Source organism: Pseudomonas sp. BIC9C, from assembly GCF_034541995.1.
GTDB lineage: Bacteria > Pseudomonadota > Gammaproteobacteria > Pseudomonadales > Pseudomonadaceae > Aquipseudomonas > Aquipseudomonas fluorescens_CC.
The window spans coordinates 647,176-669,947 of sequence record NZ_JAWDGM010000002.1; the positions used below are offsets into that span (position 1 = coordinate 647,176).

General features: G+C 61.2%; 17 protein-coding genes and 5 pseudogenes. 8 read left to right on the forward strand and 14 right to left on the reverse strand.

Translation table 11 applies throughout. The annotated features are described in order from the left end of the window. Positions 1-98: 98 nt before the first annotated feature. A pseudogene (locus RS887_RS12905) lies at positions 99-204 on the forward strand (prepilin peptidase); the annotation flags it as partial. 496 nt (positions 205-700) lie between these two features. Here RS887_RS12905 and RS887_RS12910 read toward each other — a convergent pair. Continuing rightward, the gene (locus RS887_RS12910) at positions 701-1,555 is read right to left on the reverse strand and encodes a MaoC family dehydratase (protein ID WP_322615680.1); all 855 of its coding nucleotides are present in this window, start codon (positions 1,553-1,555) and stop codon (positions 701-703) included. Positions 1,556-1,557: 2 nt separating this feature from the next. Further along, the gene (locus tag RS887_RS12915; protein ID WP_322615681.1) at positions 1,558-2,910 is read right to left on the reverse strand and encodes a 3-oxoacyl-ACP reductase; all 1,353 of its coding nucleotides are present in this window, start codon (positions 2,908-2,910) and stop codon (positions 1,558-1,560) included. A 261-nt stretch (positions 2,911-3,171) separates the two neighbouring features. On the opposite strand from RS887_RS12915, the gene RS887_RS12920 reads away from it, so the two are divergent. Continuing rightward, entirely contained in the window at positions 3,172-4,449 is a 1,278-nt protein-coding gene (locus RS887_RS12920; protein ID WP_322615682.1) for an acetyl-CoA C-acetyltransferase, read from the forward strand. Between the two features lie 56 nt (positions 4,450-4,505). On the opposite strand, the gene RS887_RS30590 is transcribed toward RS887_RS12920, so the two are convergent. Next, a complete protein-coding gene (locus RS887_RS30590; protein WP_371319548.1) occupies positions 4,506-5,273 on the reverse strand; it encodes a methyl-accepting chemotaxis protein in 768 nt (255 codons plus the stop codon). Between the two features lie 90 nt (positions 5,274-5,363). After that, positions 5,364-6,554, reverse strand: a pseudogene (locus tag RS887_RS30595) (cache domain-containing protein); the annotation flags it as partial. Positions 6,555-6,898: 344 nt separating this feature from the next. On the opposite strand from RS887_RS30595, the pseudogene RS887_RS12930 reads away from it, so the two are divergent. Further along, positions 6,899-7,791 (forward strand): annotated as a pseudogene (locus tag RS887_RS12930) (PA4780 family RIO1-like protein kinase). Between the two features lie 255 nt (positions 7,792-8,046). Here RS887_RS12930 and cueR read toward each other — a convergent pair. From cueR to RS887_RS12950, 3 genes are all read right to left on the reverse strand, one after another. Next, positions 8,047-8,460 carry a Cu(I)-responsive transcriptional regulator gene (gene cueR / locus RS887_RS12940; RefSeq protein WP_322615684.1) on the reverse strand — a complete coding sequence of 138 codons (414 nt, stop codon included), beginning with the start codon at positions 8,458-8,460 and terminating at the stop codon, positions 8,047-8,049. Beyond that, the gene (locus tag RS887_RS12945) at positions 8,457-10,850 is read right to left on the reverse strand and encodes a heavy metal translocating P-type ATPase (protein WP_322615685.1); all 2,394 of its coding nucleotides are present in this window, start codon (positions 10,848-10,850) and stop codon (positions 8,457-8,459) included. Before RS887_RS12945 ends, cueR begins: the two co-directional genes overlap by 4 nt. Positions 10,851-11,038: 188 nt before the next feature. Continuing rightward, the gene (locus RS887_RS12950; RefSeq protein ID WP_322615686.1) at positions 11,039-11,422 is read right to left on the reverse strand and encodes a hypothetical protein; all 384 of its coding nucleotides are present in this window, start codon (positions 11,420-11,422) and stop codon (positions 11,039-11,041) included. 147 nt (positions 11,423-11,569) lie between these two features. On the opposite strand from RS887_RS12950, the gene RS887_RS12955 reads away from it, so the two are divergent. Then, entirely contained in the window at positions 11,570-11,767 is a 198-nt protein-coding gene (locus RS887_RS12955) for a cation transporter (RefSeq protein ID WP_150727782.1), read from the forward strand. 88 nt (positions 11,768-11,855) lie between these two features. Further along, positions 11,856-13,051 (forward strand): annotated as a pseudogene (locus RS887_RS12960) (multidrug effflux MFS transporter). A gap of 433 nt (positions 13,052-13,484) precedes the next feature. Here the strand turns inward: RS887_RS12960 and RS887_RS12965 are convergent. Next, entirely contained in the window at positions 13,485-14,498 is a 1,014-nt protein-coding gene (locus tag RS887_RS12965; RefSeq protein WP_322615687.1) for a zinc-binding alcohol dehydrogenase family protein, read from the reverse strand. Positions 14,499-14,623: 125 nt separating this feature from the next. Here RS887_RS12965 and RS887_RS12970 point away from each other — a divergent pair, with 125 nt between their 5' ends. After that, complete coding sequence (locus tag RS887_RS12970; protein WP_322615688.1) at positions 14,624-15,538, forward strand: LysR family transcriptional regulator; 915 nt, start codon at positions 14,624-14,626, stop codon at positions 15,536-15,538. A gap of 332 nt (positions 15,539-15,870) precedes the next feature. Continuing rightward, positions 15,871-16,605 carry a helix-turn-helix transcriptional regulator gene (locus RS887_RS12975; RefSeq protein ID WP_322615689.1) on the forward strand — a complete coding sequence of 245 codons (735 nt, stop codon included), beginning with the start codon at positions 15,871-15,873 and terminating at the stop codon, positions 16,603-16,605. A 101-nt stretch (positions 16,606-16,706) separates the two neighbouring features. Here RS887_RS12975 and RS887_RS12980 read toward each other — a convergent pair whose 3' ends face one another. The 5 genes and pseudogenes from RS887_RS12980 to RS887_RS13000 all read right to left on the reverse strand — a co-directional run bounded on the left by RS887_RS12980 (position 16,707) and on the right by RS887_RS13000 (position 21,069). After that, complete coding sequence (locus RS887_RS12980) at positions 16,707-17,660, reverse strand: adenosine deaminase (protein ID WP_007996475.1); 954 nt, start codon at positions 17,658-17,660, stop codon at positions 16,707-16,709. A 109-nt stretch (positions 17,661-17,769) separates the two neighbouring features. Continuing rightward, positions 17,770-17,994 (reverse strand): annotated as a pseudogene (locus RS887_RS12985) (BMP family ABC transporter substrate-binding protein); the annotation flags it as partial. A gap of 396 nt (positions 17,995-18,390) precedes the next feature. Then, positions 18,391-19,749: an 8-oxoguanine deaminase gene (locus RS887_RS12990; protein WP_322615690.1), complete on the reverse strand. Its 1,359-nt coding sequence runs from the start codon at positions 19,747-19,749 to the stop codon at positions 18,391-18,393. A gap of 254 nt (positions 19,750-20,003) precedes the next feature. After that, positions 20,004-20,693, reverse strand: coding sequence for an SDR family oxidoreductase (locus tag RS887_RS12995; protein ID WP_322615691.1), 690 nt, complete (start codon positions 20,691-20,693; stop codon positions 20,004-20,006). 19 nt (positions 20,694-20,712) lie between these two features. Beyond that, positions 20,713-21,069 carry a MerR family transcriptional regulator gene (locus tag RS887_RS13000; protein ID WP_322615921.1) on the reverse strand — a complete coding sequence of 119 codons (357 nt, stop codon included), beginning with the start codon at positions 21,067-21,069 and terminating at the stop codon, positions 20,713-20,715. Positions 21,070-21,151: 82 nt separating this feature from the next. Here RS887_RS13000 and RS887_RS13005 point away from each other — a divergent pair, with 82 nt between their 5' ends. Further along, a complete protein-coding gene (locus tag RS887_RS13005; protein WP_322615692.1) occupies positions 21,152-21,643 on the forward strand; it encodes a hypothetical protein in 492 nt (163 codons plus the stop codon). Positions 21,644-22,185: 542 nt separating this feature from the next. Here RS887_RS13005 and RS887_RS13010 read toward each other — a convergent pair. Then, positions 22,186-22,767, reverse strand: coding sequence for a YigZ family protein (locus tag RS887_RS13010; protein WP_322615693.1), 582 nt, complete (start codon positions 22,765-22,767; stop codon positions 22,186-22,188). Positions 22,768-22,772: the final 5 nt, after the last annotated feature.

Sequence of the window (22,772 nt, forward strand, 5' to 3'; positions counted from 1 at the left end):
TTGTGGGGGAGGCTGGCTTTCATGAGTGTGTCTACCCTGACCAACACTGAGTAATGTCAGCATAGAATCATTCAGCCAAAGCTGACGTTTTTTACCGAATGCAGAGCTTTGTCCTACTGATCTTGCTGGAGCTGTGCGCCACAGGATGCGCGGCAACGGCACATCGCCCATGGCCTGACCCTGGGTGCCGGCGCCCTGATTTTGTGTGCATATCCGTTTCTGCGGTAACGGCTGCTTATGGTTTCGCCCTTACGGCGACTCACTTTTTTTACAAGCGCCTAAAAAAGTAAGCAAAAAAACGCTCGCCCCGAACGTCCGGCCCCTCGCCAAGGCTCGGGGTTCCTTCGCTCCGGCATTCATCCGGGGGCATTGCCCTCCGGTCGGCTGCGCTCGACCTACATGCAATGAGTTCGACTGCGTCGAACGGCGCTGCGCGACATTCCCCGGATGAACACCTCCGCTCAGCCTCCCGAGGGGGCGGATGGATCAAGATCAAGAGCGGCAGGCGAGCTAACGCTCGGCCCTGTAGGAGCGAGCTTGCTCGCGAGGCGGCCTGGCAGCCGACCATTTTCTTTCAGCTGTCCCCGGCTCAACTGTGGGAGCAGGCTTGCTCGCGAAGGCGGCCTGCCGTTCGACCTGATTATCCGGCCGAACTCATCACCTGCGTGCACAAACTCCCTCGCCACAGACACCAGCCCTGTCAGGCCACCGGCCGCCAATACCCGACCATGTGCTCCAGGTCCCCGACGCCCGTCAGTTGAAAGTCCCCGCTAGCCCCCGGCGCACTGGCCAGCAATGTCACCTCACTGGGCAGCCGTACCGGCTTCTTGAATTGCACCGCGATCTCGACATTCGCCGCAGGCAGATGCGCGGCCAGCGCAGCCAGCGTGCGCGCCTTGTTCCACAGGCCATGGGCAATGGCGGTCGGGAAACCGAAGAGTCGGGCGCTGGCTGCGCTCAGGTGGATCGGGTTGTAGTCGCCGGAGACTTTGGCGTATTGCCGGCCGATGTCGGAGGGTGCTTGCCAGTGCTCGACTTCGGTCAGCGCCAGGCGGCTTGCCAGTTGCTCTTCGAGCGGTTCGCCCTCGAGTTTGGCGCTGCGACAGAGCATTCGGCTTTGCGCTTCCCACAACGGCCCCAACTGATCGTCGAGGGTGGTCAGCAAATCGAACGTCGCGCCTTTGGCGTGGGGTTGCAGGTTCTGCACCTGTACGCTGACGCGCCCCCGATTCACCCCGCCCATGGGGCGCAGCACACGAATGTGGTTGCTCAGGTGAATCAGGCCCAGCAGCGGGAACGGGAAGTCCCTGGCGGTGAGTAATTGCATCTGCAAGGCAAAGCCAAGGATATGCGGGTAGGTCGGCGGCAGCAGGCCGTTGTCGGCGAAACCACAGACCTTGCGATAGGCCGCCAGGCGCTTGGGATCGACATCGACCCAGCAAAGCAAACCCGAAGGGGGCAAGGTAGTGCCGGTGATTTTTCGCCGTGTCGCCGCGCGGGCGTACAACCCCGGCAGGCTGGGTTCGCGGTCGAGTATGTGCCAGTCGGTGATCATCCTTAAGCCCCCAGAACGTTTTGCCCGCATACGCGCAACGCTTGCCCGGTGAATGCGCCGGTGCCCGGTTGCGCGAGCCAGGCCACGGCCTCGGCGACGTCTTGCGGCAGGCCGCCCTGGCCGAGGGAGCTCATGCGGCGTCCGGCTTCGCGCAGACCGAAGGGGATGTGCGCGGTCATCTGCGTTTCGATGAAGCCCGGCGCCACGGCGTTGATGCTGATGCCGCGCTTCTGGAGCAGCGGCGCCCAGGCCTGCGCCAGGCCGATGAGCCCGGCCTTGCTCGCGGCGTAATTGGTTTGTCCGCGATTGCCGGCGATGCCGCTGATGGACGCCAGCAGAACCACCCGGCCGTTGTCGTGCAGGGTGCCGCTGTCGAGCAGGGCCTTGGTCAGTACTTGCGGCGCATTGAGGTTGACCGCCAGCACGGCGTCCCAGTATTCCGGGGTCATGTTGGCCAGGGTTTTATCCCGGGTGATGCCGGCGTTGTGCACCACGATGTCGAGGCCGTCGGGCAACTGTTCGATCAACTGCGCGGCAGCGTCTTCGGCGCAGATGTCGAGGGTGATGCTGCGCCCGCCGAGGCGCGCGGCGAGGGCGTCGAGATCGATCCTGGCCGGTGGCACGTCGAGCAGGATGACGTCGGCACCATCACGGGCCAGGGTTTCCGCGATGGCGGCACCAATTCCTCGCGCCGCGCCGGTGACCAGTGCCTTGCGCCCGGCGAGTGGGCGTGTCCAGTCGCTGACGGGTGTCGAGCACGGATTCAAGCGAATGACCTGCCCGGATACGAAGGCGCTTTTCGGCGAGAGGAAAAACCGCAGCGGGCCTTCCAGTTGTGTCTCGGCACCTTCGCCGACATGGATCAATTGCAGGGTGCCACCGCTGCGCAATTCCTTGGCCAGCGAACGGCTGAAACCTTCCAGGGCACGCTGTGCACTGGCGGCAAACGGGTCGCTCAGGGATTGCGGATCGCGCCCGAGAATCACCAGGTGCGCGCAGTGATCAAGGTTTTTCATCAGCGGCTGGAAAAACTCGCGCAGTTGCTTGAGCTGATCGGTGTGCAGCAGATCACTGGCGTCGAACACCACGGCCTTGAGTTTCGGTCCATGGCCGGGAATCCAGGCGGTGGCCATTGAAGGCTCGGTGCCATAGCTGTAGATCGCGTCGGTCAGGCGATTGGCGAAGGCGCTGACGTGTTTCGCCAACGGCCCGCCGCCGATCAGCAGCGCACCTTCTACAGGTCGCAGTCGGCCTGCTTGCCAGCGCTCCAGTCTGGTCGGCGCCGGCAGCCCCAGGGCGCCCACCAGGCGATGGCCGATGGACGAGTTGGCAAAGTCGATATAGCGGTCAGACATGGAACGCGCTCCGGCAGCTGGGGTTGAAAGTGTGGACCATGAATGGCGATCAGTCGTTCGATCCACGAGATAAGGCCTACGCTTGGTTACAGCAGAGTAGTTTGTCGCGGGATTTAGGGTGCAACGCAGTCCCTGTGGGAGCGGGCTTGCCCGCGATAGCGGTGTGTCAGGCAACAACAATGTCGGATGTGCCGACCTCTTCGCGGGCAAGCCCGCTCCCACAGGGACTGCGTTAATTTCAATTTATTGCAGGAGCTTTTCATGACCCAGCTGCGCCGCGTCGCGATCATCGGCGGTAACCGGATTCCCTTTGCCCGCTCCAACGGCCCCTACGCCACGGCCAGTAACCAGGTGATGCTCACCGCTGCCCTCGAAGGCCTGATCGAACGTTACAATCTGCACGGCCAGCGCATCGGCGAAGTGGTTGCCGGGGCCGTGCTCAAGTTGTCGCGGGACATGAACCTCACACGCGAATGCGTACTGGGTTCGCGACTGTCGCCTGCCACCCCGGCCTATGACATCCAGCAGGCGTGCGGGACCGGGCTGGAGGCGGCGTTGCTGGTGGCGAACAAGATTGCCCTGGGCCAGATCGACTGCGGCATTGCCGGTGGCGTGGACACCACCTCGGATGCACCGATCAGTGTCAGCGAGGGGTTGCGCAAAATCCTCCTGCAAGCCAATCGCGCGAATACCACCGGCGACAAACTGAAAACCTTCCTGCAATTGCGCCCCAAACACCTGATCCCCGAATTCCCGCGCAACGGCGAGCCGCGCACCGGGTTGTCCATGGGCCAGCATTGCGAGCTGATGGCCCAGACCTGGAGCATCCCTCGCCAGGCACAGGATCAACTGGCGCTCGAGAGCCACCAGAAACTGGCCGCGTCTTACGCCGAAGGCTGGCACAACGACTTGATGACACCGTTCCTGGGGCTCACCCGCGACAACAACCTGCGCCCGGACTCTACGCTGGAAAAGCTCGCCGCCCTCAAACCGGCGTATGAGAAAAGTGCCAAGGGCACCCTGACCGCAGGCAACTCCACACCGCTGACCGATGGCGCGTCACTGGTGCTGCTGGGCAGTGAGGAATGGGCCAAGGCACGTGGGTTGCCGATTCTTGCCTACTGGCGTGACGGCGAGGCGGCGGCGGTGGATTTCGTCAATGGTGCGGAAGGGTTGTTGATGGCACCGGTTTATGCCGTGCCGCGCTTGCTCGCGCGCAATGGCCTGACCTTGCAGGACTTCGACTACTACGAAATCCACGAAGCCTTCGCCGCGCAAGTGCTGTGCACATTGAAAGCCTGGGAAGATCCGGCCTATTGCAAAGCCCGTCTCGGGCTCGATACGGCGCTGGGCTCGATCGACCGCAGCAAGCTCAACGTCAAGGGCAGTTCACTGGCGGCGGGACACCCGTTTGCCGCCACGGGCGGGCGCATCGTCGCCAACCTGGCGAAGTTGCTGGATGCGGCGGGCAAGGGGCGGGGACTGATTTCGATTTGCGCGGCGGGCGGGCAGGGCGTGACCGCCATTATCGAGCGCTGAACACAAAAAACTGTGGGAGCAAGCTCGCTCCCACAGGGTTAATGGTGAGGTTGCGATCAGGTACGGAACCTGCGCACCAACCCGTCCAGCTCATTCGACAACCCGGCCAGGCTCTGGGAGTCCAGGCGTGCCGAGTTGGCCAGTTCCGCCACCAGTTGCGCATCGCCATGGATCTGGCTGATGTGCCGGTTGATGTCTTCAGCCACTTGATGCTGTTGTTCCGCCGCCGTGGCGATCTGGGTGTTCATGTCGCGGATCACGTCCACCGACTCGCGAATCTGCCCGAAACTGTTACGCGCTTCGCCGATGCGCGTCACCGATTGCTGAGACACTTCCAGGCTGGCGTGCATCTGCTGAGTCACCTGGCTGGTGCGTTTGGCCAGGTTGCCCAGCAGCCCGTCAATTTCCGCCGTGGAGTCGGCCGTGCGCTTGGCCAGGGCCCGCACTTCGTCGGCCACCACGGCAAAGCCGCGACCTTGCTCACCGGCACGGGCCGCTTCGATCGCGGCGTTCAGCGCCAACAGGTTGGTCTGCTCGGCGATCGAACGGATGGTCCCCAGGATCGACTGAATGTCGTTGCTGTCGCGCTCCAGTTGTTGCATCGACTGGGCCGACTGTTCGATTTCCTGGCTCAGGCGATCAACGCTGTTCACCGCCGCATCAATCTGCTGCTGACCTTCGCGAGCCTGGCGCTGGCCACTGTCGGCGGATTCCGCCGCCTGACTGCAAGAGCGTGCGACTTCGTTGGCGGTGGCGACCATTTCGTGGAACGCCGTGGACACCATGTCCACTGCTTCACGCTGGCGTCCGGCGGCTTCGGCCATGTCGCTGGAGACCTGGGTCGAGCTCTTGGAGGTGTCGAGGATCTTGCCCGCCGCACCGCCGATGTTCTGGATCAGATTGCGAATCGCCGTCAGGAACTGGTTGAACCAGTTGGCCAATTGCGCGGTTTCGTCGTTGCCACGGATTTGCAGGTTCTGGGTCAGGTCGCCTTCACCCTGGGCGATGCCTTCCAGGCCACTGGCCACGCTGCGGATCGGGCGCACGATGAGGCTGGCAAAACTGGCGCCGACGATGGCGAAGACAACGGCCAGTACGGCAGCAATGATGGCGATCAACCAGGTCAACTGGGTGGCGGAGCTCATCACGTCGTTCTGTTTGATCAGGCCGATGAAGGTCCAGCCCAGTTGTTCCGATGGCCAGACGTTGGCCATGTAGCGCTCGCCGTTCAACTCCACTTCCACCAGGCCCTTGCCGGCCTTGGCCAGTTGCGCGTAGCCGTCGCCAAGGCTGTTCAGCGGTTTGAAGTTGTGTTCCGGTTGTTTCGGGTCCACCAGGACCGTGCCGGTGTTTTCCAGCAGCATCAGGTAACCGGTTTCACCGAGCTTGATCTGTTTGACGATTTCGGTGAGCTGCTTGAGCGTCACGTCGATGCTGACTACGCCGCCGTTGGTGCCCAACTTGTTGTCGATAGTGCGCACGGTGCTGACGTAGGTCGCGTCGTCCTGGGCCCAGTAATAGGCCTCGGTGCGGAACGGCTTGCCCGGTTTGGCCTGGGCTGCTTTGTACCAGGGGCGCTGGCGCGGATCGTAGTTGCTCAGCTTCGGATCATCCGGCCACGACACGTAGCCGCCCGCCGCCGTGCCGAGGATGGCATAGGCGTAGGCCGGGTGGCTGTTGCCCAGGTCCTGGAGCAGAGTGAAGACTTTCTTGTCCATCTCGCCCTGGGGAATGCTCTCGGCATTGGCTGCCATGTAGGTCTTGAGGCTGTCGTCAGAGTTTCGGATCAACGGTTGCCTGGCCAGGTAATCGACGTTCTGGCTGATGCCGTCAAAGAACAATTGCATGGCGTTGCTGACCTGACGAATCTCGCGGGCACTGCCGTCGACGAATTCGTCCCTGGCATCACTGCGCAGGTTCAGCACAACGAGGGTGGCGACCAGCACCACGGGCAGGCAGGCGATGATTGCAAACGCCCAGGTCAACTTCTGTTTGATGTTCATCCGCGCTCCAGATTTTCTTGTAGGCCCACGCAGTGCAGATGACTCGCGGTTTATTGGCAGCCGTAAACGTTCTTGGTCAACCCGGGTCCTTGAGTGCGGCATCGCATTTGTTGCGGCAGCGATTGTCGGACAAATCACTTTGTCACTAAGGACTTCGGCTGTTGTCGGAGGAAATTGAGGCCTGTTGGGAAAAATCCTACGGAAGGCACGAACTGTGGTGTCGGCTTCTGTCGCTATCGCCCTCAATGCCCTTGCACAGCAAGTGACGCAGGCTCGGCTATGATCTGGAGCGACCCATGGTGGTCGTCGGTTTTACCCGATGAAATCGGCACATTGTGTGCTTCTGCAATGCTCATCAGTCGGCAACCCCTCCCCCCGGTGAGTGGATTGCCGTATAACGAATGACTTTCGCGTGTTTGGTAATAAAGGACCCACAATAAAAGCTGATGAAGACTCCAAAACGCATTGAACCCCTGATCGAGGACGGTCTGGTCGACGAGGTGCTGCGCCCACTCATGAGTGGTAAAGAAGCAGCTGTTTATGTGGTGCGCTGCGGCAACGAGTTGCGTTGCGCGAAGGTCTACAAGGAGGCGAATAAACGCAGTTTCCGTCAGGCGGCCGAGTATCAGGAAGGCCGCAAGGTGCGCAACAGCCGTCAGGCCCGTGCGATGGCCAAGGGCTCCAAGTTTGGCCGCAAGGAAACCGAAGACGCCTGGCAGAACGCCGAAGTGGCGGCGCTGTTCCGTCTGGCCAATGCCGGTGTGCGGGTGCCCAAGCCGTTCGACTTCCTCGAAGGCGTACTGCTCATGGAGCTGGTGGCCGACGAGTACGGCGATGCCGCGCCGCGTCTGAACGATGTGGTACTGGAGCCGGACCAGGCCCGCGAGTATCACGCGTATCTGATTTCCAGATCGTGCTGATGCTGTGTACCGGTCTGGTGCACGGCGACCTGTCCGAGTTCAACGTGCTGCTGACGCCGACCGGTCCGGTGATCATCGACCTGCCACAAGCGGTGGATGCCGCGGGCAACAACCACGCATTCAGCATGCTGGAGCGTGACGTGGGCAACATGGCGTCCTACTTCGGACGGTTCGCGCCGGAGTTGAAGAAGACCCGATACGCCAAGGAAATGTGGGCCTTGTACGAGGCCGGCACCTTGCACCCGGCCAGTGTCCTGACCGGCGAGTTCGCCGATACGGAAGAGCTGGCGGACGTGGGCGGCATCATGCGCGAAATCGAGGCCGCGCGCCTGGATGAAGAGCGTAAGCAGGCGGCCCGAGCGGCGGACGATGCGCCACCGGGCAAGACCGAAGAACCGCCACCACCGTGGATGCAGTGATCGGCTAAAGAAAAACCCGGCTTCGGCCGGGTTTTTTGTGGGTATCTACTTCCAAACACTGGAGAACTAATGTGGGAGCGGGCTTGCTCGCGAAAGCGGTGTGTCATGCAACATTGATGTCGACTGATACGACGCCTTCGCGAGCAAGCCCGCTCCCACAGTGTTTGCGGCCGATCGCAAATTCTGCACGCATCCACAAATCCCCGTGGGAGCGGGCTTGCCCGCGAAGGCGTCAGTACATCCAGCATCAATGTTTCAGGTGCGAACCGGTTCAGCACAACACCCCGACTCAAGGTTTTTCAAGATCGGGCAATCCGGCCGATGATCGCCGTGACAGTGCTCAACCAGGTCTTGCAAGGTATCGCGCAACTGCCCAAGCTCACGGATCTTCCGGTTCAACTCATCGATGTGCTGGCGGGCCAACGCCTTCACATCGGCGCTGGCGCGCTGGCGGTCTTGCCAGAGGGTCAGCAACTTGGCGACTTCTTCCAGGGAAAACCCCAGGTCCCGCGAGCGCTTGATGAACGCCAGCGTGTGCAGGTCGTCATCGCCGTACACCCGATAACCGCTATCAGTGCGATGGGCTGCCTTGAGCAGGCCGATGGATTCGTAATAACGGATCATCTTTGCGCTCAGGCCGCTGTGGCGGGCCGCTTGGCCGATGTTCATCGGTTGTCCTCCAGGTCCTTGGGTTTCCAGGTTTTCAACAGTAGCGCATTGCTCACCACGCTGACGCTCGACAACGCCATGGCCGCGCCGGCCAGCACCGGGTTGAGTACGCCAGCCACTGCCAGCGGAATGCCAATCAGGTTATAGACGAAGGCCCAGAACAGATTCTGGCGGATTTTTGCGTAGGTCTTGCGACTGATTTCCAGCGCGGCCGGCACCAGTCGCGGATCGCCGCGCATCAGGGTGATGCCGGCCGCGTGCATGGCGACATCAGTACCGCCACCCATGGCAATGCCGATGTCGGCGGCGGCCAGTGCCGGGGCGTCGTTGATACCGTCGCCGACCATCGCCACCACGCCGGTTTCTTTCAAGGCGGCGACCGTGGCGGCTTTATCCGCTGGCAGCACTTCGGCATGCACATCCTGGATGCCCAGCGCCTCGGCCACCACGTTGGCGCTGCCGCGATTGTCGCCGGTCAGCAGGTGGCTGCTGATGTTCCGTGCGCTCAGTTGTTGCACCGCTTGCAGCGCCCCGGGCTTGAGGGTGTCACCGAAGGCGAACAGGCCCAGCACTTGTGGCTCAGGGGATTGTTCGATCAACCAGGACAAGGTCCGGCCTTGTTTTTCCCACGTGATCGCCGAGTCGGCCAACGGCCCGGCGTTCAAGCCACTGTCCTCCAGCAGGCGACGATTGCCCAGCGCCAGGCGACGCCCTTCGAAACTGCCGGCGATGCCGCGGCCGGTCAGGGACTGGCTGTCGCTGACATCGGCCACCTTCAAGTGGCGTTCGACACAGGCATCCAGAACAGCCTTGGCCAGCGGGTGCTCACTGCCGCGTTGCAGAGCACCGGCCAATTGCAAAAGACTCGCCTCATTACCGTCGATGGCACTCAGATGAGCAATGCGCGGGGCACCGGAGGTGAGGGTGCCAGTCTTGTCGAACACTACCGCGCTGACTTCATGGGCGCGCTCCAGTGCTTCGGCGTCCTTGATCAGAATCCCGTAGCGTGCCGCCACGCCAGTGCCGGCCATGATCGCCGTCGGTGTGGCCAGGCCCAGGGCGCAGGGGCAGGCGATCACCAGCACCGCCACGGCGTTGATCAGCGCGGTTTCCATCGGCGCGCCATACAACCACCAGCCGATCAGGGTGGCCAGGGCAATCAGCAGCACCGTGGGTACGAACACCTGGCTGACTTTATCCACCAGTTTCTGGATCGGCGCTTTTGCGGCCTGGGCGTCTTCCACCAGGCGAATGATCCGCGCCAGCACGGTTTCCGAACCGAGGGCCTGGGTTCGCACCAGCAAGCGGCCTTCGCCGTTGATCGCGCCGCCGGTGACTTTGTCGCCAGGCTGCTTGGGCACCGGCAGGCTCTCGCCGCTGATCAGCGCTTCGTCGGCGTGGCTCTGGCCTTCCACCACTTCGCCGTCCACTGGAAAGCGTTCGCCGGGTTTGACCATCACCAGGTCATTTAGGTGCAGGGCACTGATGGCGACCTCTTGCTCGTGGCCATCGATCACCCGGATCGCCCGTTCCGGACGCAAGGCTTCGAGGGCGCGGATGGCGCTGGCGGTCTGGCGCTTGGCGCGACTTTCCAGGTACTTGCCCTGCAGCACCAAGGCGATCACCACGGCCGAGGCTTCGAAATACAGATGCGGCATGCGCCCGGCGGCGGTGGCCCATTCATACAGGCTCAAGCCGTATCCGGCGCTGGTGCCCAGGGCGACCAGCAGGTCCATGTTGCCGGCTCCGGCGCGCACGGCTTTCCACGCGGCGACGTAAAACCGTGCGCCGAAGATGAACTGCACGGGCGTGGCCAGGGCGAATTGCGCCCAGGCCGGGAGCATCCAGTGCACGCCGAACGGCTGTAGCAGCATCGGCAATATCAGCGGCAAGGCGAGGGTAAGGGCGATGATCAAGGCCCGGCGTTCGCGATGCAGGCGTTGTTGCTGATTGTCGGTTGGCGGATGTTCGACTTCCCATACGCTGGCGGCATAGCCAGCCTTGGCCACCGCTGCAATCAAGGTTTGCGGATCGACCTGGCCGAGCAGTTCCAGGTGGGCACGTTCGTTGGCCAGGTTGACGCCGACGCTTTTTACTCCCGCCACCTTGCCCAGCGCGCGCTCGACCCGACCGACGCAGGACGCGCAGGTCATGCCATCAATGCTCAGTTCCAGACTCTGCTGTGGCACGCTGTAGCCGGCCCTGGCTACGGCATCCATCAAGGCAGGCAAACTGTCGCTGGGTGCCTGGACCCGGGCCTGTTCAGTGGCGAGGTTGACGCTGACGGCACTGGCGCCAATGACTTTGCTCAAGGCGCGTTCGACACGCCCGGCGCAACTGGCGCAGGTCATGCCGGCAATCGGCAGGTCGAACGTGGTGGATTCGGACATCGGTCGCACTCCCTGTAGTAGATGACCACAGGATCAACCTTGCCATGCTGGCAAGGTCAAGCACCAATCTGAAGCTGCTGCTGATCCCCTGTGGGAGCGGGCTTGCTCGCGAAAGCGGTCTTTCAGTCACACCCATGTTGAATGTGCCGCCGTCTTCGCGAGCAAGCCCGCTCCCACAGGGATTTGTGTCAGTAGCCGAGGCCGGCGCGTTTCAGGTACATCCCTTCCTGCATCATCGCGATCCGGTACTTGAGCACATCCCCGGCCTTGAGCTGGATATCCTGCGAACCCGGCGCGAGCATGCCCGGATTGCAACCCGGCACCTGACCCGGGAGTAACTTGAGGCGCAGCGAGACGTTGCCGGGCGGCAAGTTGAATGAGGTGCTCTGCTCCTGAAACAGCCGCGCCGCCAGTTGGTCCTGGATGTACACACCGATTTCGCAACTGGTCGCGACTTCCAGCCGCTCGCGGGAAATGATCAGCACGCCATAATCCTGACCGGCAGCATTGACTGAAGGCACGGCGGCGAAAAGGCTGAGAAAGCCAAACAGGCTGAAAACCGACCAGCGCATGGCTGAATCTCCTGAGTTCGAGTCATTGATGGACGCAGCTTGGCCGAGCCCGACGCCGATTGCCAGCCCGGCAGCTAACGTCAGAACTTGACCTTGCCATGGTGGCAAGCCCGAAACTGGGTTCAATCCCGGAAAAGGAGTTATCCCATGCAAGTGTTCAACGTTGAAGGCATGTCTTGTGGTCACTGCGTCAAGGCCATCACTCAGGCGGTCCAGGCCAAAGACCCGGCGGCCAGTGTGCGGGTCGATCTGGCGGCCAGGGAGGTCGGTGTCGAAAGTGCGCTGACCGCCCAGCAAGTGATCGAGGCGATCAGCGAAGAAGGTTACGGCGTCAAATTGGCCTGATTTTAATAGTTAGCGAGCTATCTGATTGTTCAGGGCATCCATGCGCGGCTAGACTGTCGGGCTGCCGACTCTGCCCACTGGATGCCTGATGAACTTCCGTACCATTCTGATTCTCGGCGCCTTGAGCGCTTTCGGTCCGCTGGCGATCGATTTCTATCTGCCGGCCTTTCCGGCTATGGCACTGGCCTTCGGGACGGACGAAAATCACGTTCAGATGACGTTGGCGGCATACTTCCTCGGCCTGTCCATCGGTCAACTGGCCTATGGCCCGGTGGCGGATCGCTTCGGGCGGCGCATTCCGCTGCTCACCGGTGTCGGCCTGTTTACCGCCGCCTCTCTGGCATGTGCCTATGCGCCTAACCTGGAGTGGCTGATCGGTGCGCGCTTCGTCCAGGCCTTGGGCGGCTGCGCCGGGATGGTGATTTCCCGGGCGGTGGTCAGCGACAAGTGTGATGCGGTGGGTTCGGCGAAAGTCTTTTCGCAGTTGATGCTGGTGATGGGGCTTGCCCCCATCCTCGCGCCATTGCTGGGTGGCTTGTTGGTCAACACGACAGGCTGGCAGTCGATCTTCCTGGCCTTGACCGGATTCAGTGCACTGGCGGGGCTGGCGGTTGCGACGGGATTGCCGGAAAGCTTGCCGGCTCACATACTGCGTCAACCGCTGTCGGGTGCGTTGCGTCAGTACGGTCGGCTGCTGGCCGACCCGATATTTCTTGGCCATGCCTTGACCGGGGGCATCGCCATCGCCGGAATGTTTGCCTACATTGCCGGTTCTCCCTTCATCATTATCAAGCTCTACGGCGTTCCGGCCGAGCACTTCGGCTGGCTGTTCGGCACCAATGCCGCGGGCTTCATTCTGGTGGCACAGGTTAATGCGCGGTTGCTGGCCAAGCGTGGTCCGGCCTACTTGCTGGCGCGCGCAGTGTGGGTTTACCTGGCAGCGGGCGTGGCGCTGCTCGCGGTCAGCTCCCTGCACCCTGCACAACTGTGGCCGCTGCTGATTCCATTGTTCATCTGTATCGCCAGCCTTGGTTGCATCAGCCCCAACGCCGCGGCCTGCGCGATGAGCGGGCAGGGCGGACGGGCCGGCAGTGCGTCGGCGCTGCTCGGTTGCCTGCAATTCAGCGTGGCTGCCGGTGCCTCTGCGCTGGTGGGTGTTCTGCACGACGGCAGCGCCGTGCCGATGGCCATGGTCATCAGCCTGTGTGGAATTCTGGTGGTGAGTGCGGCGATGCTCACCCGGCGTTTGCAAAAGCCCGGACGTTGGCGCAAGCCCAGGTCTGAGGCCGGAGTCAGCCGGCTGCACGCTGCGGGTGGAGGACGGGAATCTGGTGAGGGGCCTGGATGCGGGCTTCGAGGGTACGTGTGAAAGCGCGAGCTTCTGCTTCACTGCGAAACGTCACGGCATGTTGATCAAGGCGGACTTGCCACTGGGATTTTGCCAGTTCTTTTATCAGGATCTTCATAGCCGAATTCCTCTCGTAAAAGATGTCTCGTAAAAGACGTTACGCAAAAGACTGCCTCACAGGAGATTCGATTGTAGTCCCGAATACGAGCAGCATTGTGACAAGGGGCAACTGTCGGACTGACGGTTTGTAACTAAAAAAACACGATTTTTCGGTGGCGTCCGCAGGGGCTGTCTGCGACCCGGACGCTCCGGTCGCAGACAAAAAACGCGGAAGGCTGATGAAATCAGCGATGGTTTTTTTTCAGCGCTTCAGAACCCTTCCAGCACAATCTTGCCCTTGGCTTTGCCGCTCTCCAGCAGGGCATGGGCACGGCGCAAATTGCTCGCATTGATCGTGCCGAAGTGTTCGCCCATGGTGGTTTTCAGGGTTCCGGCGTCGATCAGCCTGGCGACGCGATTGAGCAGGTTGTGCTGCTCGATCATATCCGGGGTTTCAAACAGCGAACGGGTGTACATGAACTCCCAGTGCAGTGACAGACTCTTGCGTTTGAGCTTGGTCACGTCCAGCGACTTGGGGTCATCGATCAGCGCCAGTTTGCCTTGGGGTACCAATGCCTCGACCAGTTGATCCAGGTGCTGGTCGGTCTGGGTCAGACTGGCGACGTGGGTGACCTGATCCACGCCGGCCTGCTTGAGTGCTTCGCTCAGTGGCTGGCTATGGTCGATCACCAGATCGGCGCCCAGTTCCTTCACCCAGCCTTGGGTCTGCGGACGCGAAGCGGTGCCGATGACTTTAAGGGCAGTCAACTGGTTCGCCAGTTGCGTAAGAATCGAGCCCACGCCACCCGCCGCGCCGACGATCAACAGGCTCTGGCCTTCATCGGTCTTGCCTTCGCGCACTTGCAGGCGTTCGAACAACAATTCCCACGCCGTGATCGCGGTGAGCGGCAGGGCAGCGGCCTCGGCAAAACCGAGGGTATTCGGCATGTGGCCGACGATGCGCTCGTCCACCACATGCAATTCGCTGTTGCCGCCCGCGCGCGCGATGGAGCCGGCGTAATACACCTTGTCGCCGGCCTTGAACAACGTCACTTCACTGCCCACCGCCTTGACCACGCCAGCCACGTCCCAACCCAGCACCTTGGCCGCGCCGCCTTCGGGCTGCACGCTCTGGCGCACCTTGGTGTCCACGGGGTTGACCGAGATGGCTTTGACTTCCACCAGCAAGTCACGGGGGCCGGCAACCGGTTCTGGCAGTTCGATGTCTTGTAAAACCTTGTTGTCACCGATCGGCAACGAGGCGTAGTAGGCAATGGCTTTCATGGGCGACTCCTGAACACTGATAAAGAAGAGATTCGATAGGGGAGATGATTGGCTATTTCTCCTGAAGATAAAACCGGCTAAAAGAGCAGTCTCTTTCAATATTTTTTTGATAATCGGTGCTCTTGATGCTGCGTTTCGATGACTTGCAGTTGTTTGTCCGGGCGGCGGACCTGGGCAGCCTGTCCGCTGCCGCGCGAGGCATGGACATGTCGGCGGCAGTAGCCAGTGCGGCGCTCAAGCGCATCGAACAGCAACTCGGCGCCCGTTTATTGGCCCGTTCGACACGCAGCCTGCGCCTGACCGCCGAAGGCGAGGGCTTTGTCGAATACGCCCGCGCGGCCCTGAGCAATCTCGACGAGGGACGGCGATTGCTGGCCCGTGGTCAGGACCAGGTCAGCGGAGTTCTGCAACTGTCGGCACCCTCGGACTTTGGCCGCAATCTGCTATTGCCCTGGCTCGATGAGTTTCAACGCGAGCATCCGAAACTGACCGTGCGCCTGCTGCTGGGGGACCGTATCGCCGACCTGTTTCGCCAACCGGTAGACGTTGCCCTGCGCTACGGTGAACCGGAGGACTCCAGCCTGGTGGCGTTACCCATCGCTCCGCAGAACCGCCGGGTGTTGTGTGCCGCTCCCGGCTATCTGGCTCGCCATGGCGAGCCGCGGCAACTGGAGCAACTGGCACAGCACAATTGCCTGTTGTACATGCTCGGCAGTCGGGTCCACGATCACTGGAGTTTTCACGACGGCAAGCGCGAAGTCAGCCTGACCGTCAGCGGTGATCGCTTCAGTGATGATGCCGATGTCGTGCGCCTTTGGGCCGTGGCAGGTGCCGGGATCGCTTACAAATCCTGGCTCGATGTCGCCGCCGATGTACTGGCCGGCCGCTTGAAGGTGCTGATGCCGGAGTTGCTCTGTGAGCGTGCACCGCTGAATCTGTTGTGCGCCCATCGCGCGCAACTGAGTAAGCCAGTGAACCTTTTGCGGGAAATGCTTGCCAGCCGATGCGCCCTTTTGAGTAGTCAATTTCCGGGCTTTTAGGACATCGATCATAAGTCGCACAAAAAAAAGAGAAATTTCTCTCAGGAACAATCACCACCTATGCCGGGCGGAGGACAGGATCCAACGATCAACCCGCATATACTAGCGCCCTCATCCTATAAGTAGCGTCGATCCACCAATGGCGGGTCCACGTTCGGGTCGGCCCGGCTGCACGGTCATTCTTCTGGCCTTCGCAGCATCCGCCAGGCAACGCTAATGAGTGAGCAAGGCGTTGCCGGGTTTATGGCAGTTTCCACGAGTTGGCCGACGACACATTACTGGTCAAGATGTTTCTGGGCAGTAGACGAAACGATTCAACAGGGAGTGAATACATGGAACATGCACCTTGCATCAGCCAGATCGCCACATTGCTGGCTGACCCAAAGCGCAGCGCAATGATGTGGGCGTTGATGGATGGTTCGGCGCGAGCAACCGAAGAGTTGGCATTGCTGGCCGGCCTGACATCGTCTTCGGCCAGTGCACACCTGGGACGTTTGTCCGCTGGCGGTCTGTTGAGGGTTGAAAACCGCGGCCGCAAACGCTTTTTCCGCCTGGCCGCTCCCGAGGTCGGGGCGGCAATCGAAGCACTGGCCAGCGCGACCTTCGCCAGCGCACCCCAGGATGTTCCCGACGTATTCAAGCGCAATGTGCCTCTCGTCAAACCCCGGGCGGAGCGTTCGTCATTGTTGAATGCCCGACTGTGCGACGATCATTTGGGGGGCACCCTGTCTGCCGATCTGTATCAGCGACTTCTGGAGGCAGGCTGGATCGAACATTTTGATCAGCGGGTCACGGTCACGCTCAAGGGCGCGACGGAGTTGGCGGCACGGGGAGTGTTCATCCAGGCGCTGGTCCATCACAACGGCAGGGTTGCTTGCGCGTGCCCTGACTGGAGCGAAAGACGCCCGCACATGGGCGGCTCGCTGGGCGCGGCATTGTTGCAGCTGTTCATGCAGTCGGGGTGGCTGAGCCTGCCCAACGATTCCCGAGCCTTGCAGGTGACAGCCTCCGGGCAACGGGAAATTCATCGTTTCGCCGGTGAAACCGAGCTGGAAATGGCGTTGTAGGAGCCGGCTTGCCGGCGATGGCGACCTCCCATCCAGCATCAATATTGGAGGTGGTGGCTTTATCGCTGGCAAGTCAGCTCCTACAAGGTTTGCGTTTGCCCTCAGGGCTTTACCAACCGCGCATCGAGGCTGTTCTGCGCCAGGCGTTTGGCCTGGTCCTGGGTCATGCCCAGGTGGGTGTGCAGTGCATGGAAGTTCTCGGTGACATAACCACCGAAGTACGCCGGGTCATCGGAATTCACGGTCACTTTCACGCCGCGTTCCAGCATGTCGAGAATGTTGTGCTGCGACATGTGATCGAATACGCACAGCTTGGTGTTCGACAACGGGCACACGGTCAGCGGGATCTGCTCATCGATGATTCGCTGCATCAGACGCTCGTCTTCGATGGCGCGCACGCCATGGTCGATGCGCTGGATTTTCAGCAGGTCGATGGCTTCCCAGATGTACTCGGGCGGGCCTTCTTCACCGGCGTGGGCGACGGTCAGGAAGCCTTCGTGACGGGCACGGTCGAACACGCGCTGGAACTTGCTCGGCGGGTGGCCCATTTCGGAGCTGTCCAGGCCCACGGCGACGAACGCATCGCGGAACGGCAGCGCCTGGTCGAGGGTTTTCTGGGCCTCGTCTTCGCTCAGATGGCGCAGGAAGCTCAGGATCAAACCACTGGTGATACCCAGTTGCTGCTCGCCATCCTTCAGTGCGGCGGCGATGCCGTTGAGTACGACTTCGAACGGGATGCCTCGGTCGGTGTGGGTCTGCGGGTCGAAGAACGGTTCGGTGTGAATCACGTTCTGCTCTTTGCAGCGCAGCAGATACGCCCAGGTCAGGTCATAGAAATCCTGGGACGTGCGCAGCACATCGGCACCCCGGTAATACAGGTCGAGGAACTCTTGCAGGTTGTTGAAGGCATACGCCTTGCGCAAGGTTTCGACGTCGTTCCATGGCAAGGCAATCTTGTTGCGCTCAGCCAGGGCGAACAACAACTCGGGTTCCAGCGAGCCTTCCAGGTGCAGGTGCAGTTCTGCCTTGGGCAGGGCGTTCAGCCAGTCATACATGATTCTTTTCTCATCAGGTGCAATGGTCGCCATTCTACAGAGGGTTGCCGCAACAATTGGTAAAACCTGACCAGGAGGTTCACCACACTGCTTCCAATTCCCGTCGCGTGGCCCAATCGTTGACGATGGAGGTCAGGACCATTTTCGGTCCGAAGTACGCCATGTCCGAAGCGTAGCCCACGGCATACACGCCGCGACGTTCGGAGTCCTGGATCGGCGCGGGGTTGAGTTTGTTCAAGGCCAGCTGGATGGCGTTGATGTCGCGGATCACTTCCGGGATCGGGAACGAGGCGACGAAGCTGACTTTCAGCGGGTCATTGACACTGGCAGTCAGGCTGGTGCTCAGACCGATGGCCGCCGCAACGGTGCACAGCAACTTCTTCAACGGACAGTTGTGCATGAATTCGGACTCCATTTTGTCGTGAGGTTGGCTGGGCTCTTTGGCTTGCACAGGGGAATGCAAACTGCCGACCAACAGGACTACAAAATCTTGAAGTCGCGGTGATGCCATCGCGAGCAGGCTCGCGACAGGTACTTGAAGTCCGATAACAGTGCATGTCCTTGCACAGCTGCCACCCACTGGTGCGCCAATCCAGATGGCCTTGACCCTCCACAAAACCAATGTGGGAGCGAGCCTGCTCGCGAAAGCGGAGTGTCAGTCGACATCGTCAGTGACTGAAATACCGGCATCGCGAGCAGGCTCGCTCCCACAGTTTTAATCGGTGTTGTATCAGGTCCCGGCGATCAGCTGCCGTGCCGCCTGGCTGTGATCAGCGATCAACCCCTTCAAGTCCAGCCCCTCGACCTGCCCGTCAATCACTCGCCACTTGCCGCCGACCATCACCCGGTCTGCGCGATCGGCGCCACACAGCAGCAGTGCCGAGACCGGATCATGACTGCCGGAGAAACGCAGTTCATCCAGCTTGAACAGGGCCAGGTCGGCCTGCTTGCCCACGGCCAGTTCACCGATATCGGTACGTCCCAACAGACTGGCCGAACCTTTGGTCGCCCAGCCGAGTACCCGTTCCGGGGTGATCTTCTCGGCGCCGTAACGCAGACGCTGGATGTACAACGCCTGACGCGCTTCGAGCATCATGTTCGAGGCATCGTTGGACGCCGAACCGTCCACGCCCAAGCCAAGCAAGGCACCGGCATCGGTCAATTCGATGCTCGGGCAGATGCCCGAGGCCAGGCGCATGTTCGAGCTCGGGCAATGGCAAATACCGGTGCCGGCGGCACCGAGACGGGCGATTTCATCGGGGTTGAAATGGATGCCATGGGCCAGCCAGGTACGCGGGCCGAGCCAGCCAACACTGTCCAGATAGTCCACGGTGCGCAGGCCGAAGCGTTGCAGGCAGAAGTCTTCTTCGTCGAGGGTTTCCGCCAGGTGGGTGTGCAGGCGCACGTCGAGTTTGTTCGCCAGTTCGGCGCTGGCCGACATGATTTGCGGCGTCACCGAAAACGGCGAGCACGGTGCCAGGGCGATCTGGATTTGCGCGCCATCACCGCGTTCGTGGTACTCGGCGATCAGTCGCTCGCTATCGGCGAGGATCACTTCGCCTTCCTGCACGGTCTGTTGCGGCGGCAGGCCACCGTCCTTTTCGCCAAGGCTCATTGAGCCGCGGGTGAGCATGGCGCGCATGCCCAGTTCGCGCACGCTCTCGACCTGCACGTCGATGGCGTTTTCCAGACCTTCCGGGAACAGGTAGTGATGGTCGGCCGCGGTGGTGCAGCCGGACAGCAGCAATTCAGCCAATGCGACTTTGGTGGCGAGGGCGAGTTTTTCCGGGGTCAGGCGTGCCCAGACCGGGTACAGGGTTTTCAGCCACGGGAACAGCGGCTGATTGACCACCGGCGCCCAGGCGCGGGTCAGGGTTTGATAGAAGTGGTGATGGGTGTTGATCAGCCCGGGCAGGATCACATGCTCGCGGGCATCGAACACTTCATTGCACGGTGTGGACGGTTGTTGACCGGTGCCGAGTACTTCGACGATCAAGCCGTCTTGCAGCACCAGACCGCCACGGGCATCGAGACCGTTGGCCGTGAAGATGGCGAGGGGATTTTTTAACCAGGTACGGGTCGCAGGCATGTTGGCCGGCTCCTCTGAAAGTTGGGTTCAGGGTTGCCAGCTCAGTGTTGCCCTGTCTGCTGATCCAGGGTCGCCGGGGAGGCGAGGTGCGAAGTGTCAAACAAAACGTTGTCGGGGGCAAGCCCGGCCCGACAGGACAACCCATAACCCTGTGGGAGCGGGCTTGCTCGCGAAAGCAGTGTGTCAGTCACATACCTATCGACTGATACGACGCCTTCGCGAGCAAGCCCGCTCCCACAGGTTGATCCGAGGTGTTACCAGGGAATGGTCTCGCCCCGGTAATTGATGAAGTGATGCCCACCCTTGCCGACATACGCATTCACCTGATCAACCAGGCCACGGGTGCTGGTTTCGACGTCGATGTCCGCGCCTTCGCCACCCATGTCGGTTTTCACCCAGCCCGGGTGCAGCAACAGCACGGTGAGGCTGGTTTCGCCCAACTGAGTGACGAAGCTGTTGGTCATTGAGTTCAGCGCCGCCTTGCTGGCCTTGTACAGTGCCAGTTCCGGCGCATCGGGCATGGTCACGCTGCCCAGCACCGAGCTCATGAACGCCAGCACGCCGGTGTCCGGGCGGATGTGCTCGACAAAACGCTGGGCCAGGTTGATCGGCGCCACGGCATTGGTGAAAAACAGCTGGCCGACGTCGGCCATCGTCGCGCCACCGTTCGGTATCTGGACATCCGGCCCCTTGACCCCGGCATTGACGAACAACAGGTCAAACACATCGCCCTTGAGTTGTTGGCTCAGGGCGGACACCGCTTGCTGATCGTCCATGTCGAGCGTTTCGATCCGCACCTTGCCCAAGGCCTGCAAGGCTTCGGCTTTTTGCGGATCGCGCACGGTGGCGGTGACTTGCCAGCCGTCGGCCAACAGGGTTTTCACCAGCCCGAGGCCAAGCCCCCGGGAGGCGCCGATGATGAGCGCGGTTTTTGCCTTGGACATGAGTGGCTTCCTTGAAAGTTCAGGGTCGTGGATTCAATGGACACTGTTGCCCGAGCCGTTGTTGCAACTCATCGCGCAGGGCGCCGAGTTCGGTCATGCGGGCTTCGATCAGTTTGAGTTTGTCTTGCAGCAGTTGCGTGACAGCACTGTCGGGATCGGGCGACTGCCAGATTGCAGCGACGCTGTTGCCGATCTCGCCGAGGGTAAAGCCCAGCCGTTGAGCGGTCTTGATGTACTGCACCAGTTGCACCATGTCTGGCGGATAGTCGCGATACCCGTTGGCGCTGCGTTGCGCCGCGATCAACCCGCGCTGCTCGTAGAAACGCAGCGTGTCGCGGCTGACGGCGCTGGCCTGGGCTAATTCACCGATGCGCATCATGACGTCTCGAAGGGGCTTGACCCTGGAGCATACTCCAGGCTTTAGCCTTGTTGCTCCCTGAATTGATGGAGCAATGTCGATGTGGACTGCAACGCAATATCGCCGCCTGGTGCAAGGCAGTGCCTGGTACGACCTGATCGTGACGGTCGCGTTTGTCACGCCGTGGAGTTTTGCGGCGTTGCATGGGTTTTTGAATGGCATGAGCCAAGCGTTGAATTTACCCGGTGAGCTGCCGCCGTTCGAACCGGTGCACATGCTGATGGCGAATCTGCTGGGTTCGATTGTCTGCGTATGGGCGGTGTTGCGGATTAGTGATCCGCAGCAGGCATATGGGCGGTATGACTCGGTCGCGAGATTTCTGTTTGCGGCATGGCAGGCTTATGCCCTGATCCATGGCGCGAGTTCGCTGCTGGTGGTTTTTCTGGTGTTTGAATTGGCGTGGGGCGTGGCTCAGGTGTTGCCTGTTCGGCAGCCATCGCGAGCAGGCTCGCCCCCACATTTGACCGGGTTTACACCCGTCCAGTGTGGGAGCGGGCTTGCTCGCGAAGAGGCCCGCCCAAACAACCACTAACTCCCCGCCTGCCACGGCTGCCCCAACGACACCGGCGTATTTCTGGCCACCCGGTCCGGAAAACTTCGAAGTCCTGTGAGCCGAGGCATTGAGTGCGCCGCTATCAAATGTGTCGCACGGAGCCGGGCACCACATGGGGGCGGTGCCGAGAATCAAGCCCTGATTTTGCCCGTGCGGCTTTGATCAAAAAATGAGCAAACCACCACAAGCCGTGTTGTACACGGCGCGGCGACGGCCATGAACGGGTTATCCACAGATTGCTCCACAGTATTTGTGTGCAAGCTCAAAGCATGGGCATAAGCACTGAGTGGCTTTCTTCTAAAGGCGATAAACCGATGTAACTGTTTGTTTTCATTTGAATTTGCTGTGCTTGATGGCAGATTGGACGAAAATTGAGCAAAGTCCGCAAAGCCGCGTGACAGAAGGGTTACAGCCGTATGTGCTCAGGTTATCCACAGCCGGGTGCACAGCAGATGTGGGCAAGTATGGAATAAGTGAAAAAGCGGTGTGCCCCAAAAGATCGCAGCCTGTGTCGGAGCCTTTTAGCGCTGCAGCAAAATACGCCCGCGACTCAAATCGGCCAGTTGTGACTGCAAGGTGTCGATTTGCGCATCACCCACGGCCAACTGCAGCTCGACACCATTGGCGGTGAAGGTTTCCTCCACAACCAATCCACCTGCCTCCGCCACCCGCAGCTTGACCAGGGCCAACTCGGCAAATCCGCAAGCGCAACGCAGTGGCACCCGGCAGATCAGCTCAATCTTTGGCGCCGCTTGCAGGCATTTGTTCGCACCACCGCCATAGGCCCGGGCGAGCCCCCCGGTACCCAGTTGGATGCCGCCATACCAGCGAATCACCAGCACCGCGACCTGATCGCAATCCTGTGCCTCTATCGCCGCCAGAATCGGCCGGCCGGCGGTACCGCCGGGTTCACCATCATCGGTGCTGCGATATTGATCGCCGAGCTTCCACGCCCAGCAGTTGTGCGAGGCATTCAAGTCACTGTGCTGTTCAATGAACGCCTGGGCTTCGGCCGGGCTGGAGATTGGCGCGGCGAAGGTGATGAAGCGGCTTTTGCGAATCTCTTCGCGGTATTCGCAAAAACCGCTGAGGGTAAAGGGCATACGTA

Excerpts from the sequence above, each read along its gene's own strand:
- RS887_RS30590 (WP_371319548.1), bottom strand. The coding sequence starts at position 5,273 with ATGGCCGAAGCCGCCGGACGCCAGCGTGAAGCAGTGGACATGGTGTCC.
- cueR (WP_322615684.1), bottom strand. The coding sequence starts at position 8,460 with ATGAACATCGGCCAAGCGGCCCGCCACAGCGGCCTGAGCGCAAAGATG.
- RS887_RS12965 (WP_322615687.1), bottom strand. The coding sequence starts at position 14,498 with ATGAAAGCCATTGCCTACTACGCCTCGTTGCCGATCGGTGACAACAAG.
- RS887_RS12995 (WP_322615691.1), bottom strand. The coding sequence starts at position 20,693 with ATGTCCAAGGCAAAAACCGCGCTCATCATCGGCGCCTCCCGGGGGCTT.
- RS887_RS12915 (WP_322615681.1), bottom strand. The coding sequence starts at position 2,910 with ATGTCTGACCGCTATATCGACTTTGCCAACTCGTCCATCGGCCATCGC.
- RS887_RS12980 (WP_007996475.1), bottom strand. The coding sequence starts at position 17,660 with ATGTATGACTGGCTGAACGCCCTGCCCAAGGCAGAACTGCACCTGCAC.
- RS887_RS12945 (WP_322615685.1), bottom strand. The coding sequence starts at position 10,850 with ATGTCCGAATCCACCACGTTCGACCTGCCGATTGCCGGCATGACCTGC.
- RS887_RS13010 (WP_322615693.1), bottom strand. The coding sequence starts at position 22,767 with ATGCCCTTTACCCTCAGCGGTTTTTGCGAATACCGCGAAGAGATTCGC.
- RS887_RS13005 (WP_322615692.1), top strand. The coding sequence starts at position 21,152 with ATGTGGACTGCAACGCAATATCGCCGCCTGGTGCAAGGCAGTGCCTGG.
- RS887_RS13000 (WP_322615921.1), bottom strand. The coding sequence starts at position 21,069 with ATGCGCATCGGTGAATTAGCCCAGGCCAGCGCCGTCAGCCGCGACACG.
- RS887_RS12955 (WP_150727782.1), top strand. The coding sequence starts at position 11,570 with ATGCAAGTGTTCAACGTTGAAGGCATGTCTTGTGGTCACTGCGTCAAG.
- RS887_RS12975 (WP_322615689.1), top strand. The coding sequence starts at position 15,871 with ATGGAACATGCACCTTGCATCAGCCAGATCGCCACATTGCTGGCTGAC.
- RS887_RS12910 (WP_322615680.1), bottom strand. The coding sequence starts at position 1,555 with ATGATCACCGACTGGCACATACTCGACCGCGAACCCAGCCTGCCGGGG.
- RS887_RS12950 (WP_322615686.1), bottom strand. The coding sequence starts at position 11,422 with ATGCGCTGGTCGGTTTTCAGCCTGTTTGGCTTTCTCAGCCTTTTCGCC.
- RS887_RS12990 (WP_322615690.1), bottom strand. The coding sequence starts at position 19,749 with ATGCCTGCGACCCGTACCTGGTTAAAAAATCCCCTCGCCATCTTCACG.
- RS887_RS12970 (WP_322615688.1), top strand. The coding sequence starts at position 14,624 with ATGCTGCGTTTCGATGACTTGCAGTTGTTTGTCCGGGCGGCGGACCTG.
- RS887_RS12920 (WP_322615682.1), top strand. The coding sequence starts at position 3,172 with ATGACCCAGCTGCGCCGCGTCGCGATCATCGGCGGTAACCGGATTCCC.